Source organism: Archangium sp., from assembly GCF_036388035.1.
In the GTDB taxonomy this organism is placed as follows: Bacteria; Myxococcota; Myxococcia; order Myxococcales; family Myxococcaceae; genus Archangium.
Genome location: NZ_DASVSO010001013.1, coordinates 1 through 1,890, shown reverse-complemented (window position 1 = coordinate 1,890; position 1,890 = coordinate 1). Strand labels below are relative to the sequence as shown.

Sequence of the window (1,890 nt, the reverse complement as noted above, 5' to 3'; positions counted from 1 at the left end):
GGCCTCATCTTCCTCACCGTGGAGCCCGAGGGCCCCGCCGACCGTGCTGGCCTGATGATCGGCGACGTGCTGGTGAGCCTCGGAGGCCAGCCGCTGCACAGCATCGAGGAGCTGCTCGGCTACCTCGGTGACGAGAAGGTCGGCACGCAGGTGCAGGCCCGGGTGCTGCGCGCCGGTGAGGTGCGCGAGCTGCCCATCACCATCGGCAAGCGGTCGTGAAGGAAGCGTGAAGCCATGAGGTGGAGGCGTTGATGGGAAAGGGATTCCTCGCGAAAGCTGTCCCGGGCTCCGTGTGTGAATTCGCAATTCCTCTCAAGCGCTGCCAGGATGAGTGCCTCTCTGCCGGAGGTCCTTTCTTCCCATGAAGCTCCATCTCCCCACGTTCTTCGAGGTCGTCGACTCTGGAGACATCACCGCGCTCGTCGAGTTCCTGACCGAGGACGCCGTCTTCCGTTATGGCAGCCAGCCTCCCGTGACGGGGCGTGCGGCCATCCACGCCTACCTGACCGCGCTCAAGTCGCCGACGGTCTCGCACCACGAGGTGCTGCACACCTGGAAGCGCGACGACTCCCTCGTCGTCCAGGGCGAGGTCACCCTCAAGTCTCCGAAGGGAACCGACCTGCGCCTGCCCTTCGTGGACGTCTTCCACCTGCGCCAGAAGAAGATCTACGACTACCGCATCTATATCGACCCGACGCCGCTCTTCATGGGCTGAAGCACGGGGTCGAGCGGTGTCGGCAACCGGATGTCGCCCAAGGCCCCCGGTCCTTTCCGGGGCAGGGGGCTGGCACCGCCACCCGCACCCGGTGTATGCATCCCGCCCGCACGCCGGATGGGGGTCGGAATGGCTCGCGAGCAGCCGTTCCCCCCGCCCAGGCACGAAACCCTGCCCGTGTCTGTGAACGGCTTCACACCCCTTGGGTGAGTCGGTTCACAGCCTCGCGGGGGCTCCCCGGGCTATCACCTTACTTGGGAACGGGGACTCACGACCCGTTGGACCCGAACGCCGCGCCCGAGGCGCGAGCAGAGGGGGGTGTGTGAGGGCCGCGCCGGGGGGCGTGGCTCCCGCGCCCGGGTCCAAGGGAAGGGGTGTCGCGCTGGGGGGTGCGACCCACATCGTCTCAAGGTCCCAAGGGAAGGGGGGCCGCGCTGGGGGGCGCGGCCTCCGCCCAGGTTTTTCGGGAGTCGAGGCTCGCCGGGGGGCGGCCTCCTCCCACCGTCGTCTCCTCAGTCCACGTCGCGGCGCAGGCGCTCGGGATCCACGAGGGTGATCTGCCCGCCCTCGACCGTCAGCAGCCCCTCGCGCTTGTAGAAGCTCAACCACTTGTTGGCGCTCTCCCGGGTGACGCCGCACAGGTTGGCCAGCTCCGCCTGGGTCAGCTTGGGGATGACGACCCCGCCCTCGGCCTTGGGCTGGCCCTGCGTCCGGGCCAGGTCCAACAGCACCCGCGCCAGACGCGCGCGCGCATCCAGGAAGGCCGAGTCGTGCACGAGCTGGGTGACGCGCCGCACCATCCGGCTGAGCACCGCCAGCAGGCCCATGGCCACCTGGGGACGCTCGGACAGGAAGCGCCGGAAGTCCTCCTGGTTGAGCTTCAGCAGGTCCGACTCGTCGCGCGACACCGCATCCGTCGAGCGCGGCTCCCCGTCCAGCAGCGCCAGCTCTCCAAAGGCGTCGCCCCGGCCCAGCAGCGCCAGGATGACCTCCTTGCCCTCCGCGGAGCTCAGGCGGATGGCCACCTCGCCCTTGCGGACGATGAAGAGGGCCGTGCCCACATCCCCCTGGTGGAAGATGACCTCGCCCTTGCTATAGCGCCGCTGCTGAAGCAACCCCGACAGATGCTCCAGATCCTCTTCCCCGAGGTGCTCGAACATCGGGATTTGACGCAG

General features: G+C 68.5%; 3 protein-coding genes. 2 read left to right on the top strand and 1 reads right to left on the bottom strand.

Annotated elements, in window-relative coordinates; genetic code table 11:
* Together VF697_RS41675 and VF697_RS41670 are read left to right on the top strand one after the other, a co-directional pair.
* The coding region (locus VF697_RS41675) for a PDZ domain-containing protein (protein ID WP_331104086.1) at positions 1–219 on the top strand (219 nt) is incomplete at its 5' end.
* Positions 220–361: 142 nt separating this feature from the next.
* Complete coding sequence (locus tag VF697_RS41670) at positions 362–715, top strand: nuclear transport factor 2 family protein (RefSeq protein WP_331104084.1); 354 nt, start codon at positions 362–364, stop codon at positions 713–715.
* 512 nt (positions 716–1,227) lie between these two features.
* On the opposite strand, the gene VF697_RS41665 is transcribed toward VF697_RS41670, so the two are convergent.
* Positions 1,228–1,890, bottom strand: a 663-nt coding sequence (locus VF697_RS41665; RefSeq protein ID WP_331104082.1) for a Crp/Fnr family transcriptional regulator, incomplete at its 5' end; no start/stop codon positions are given.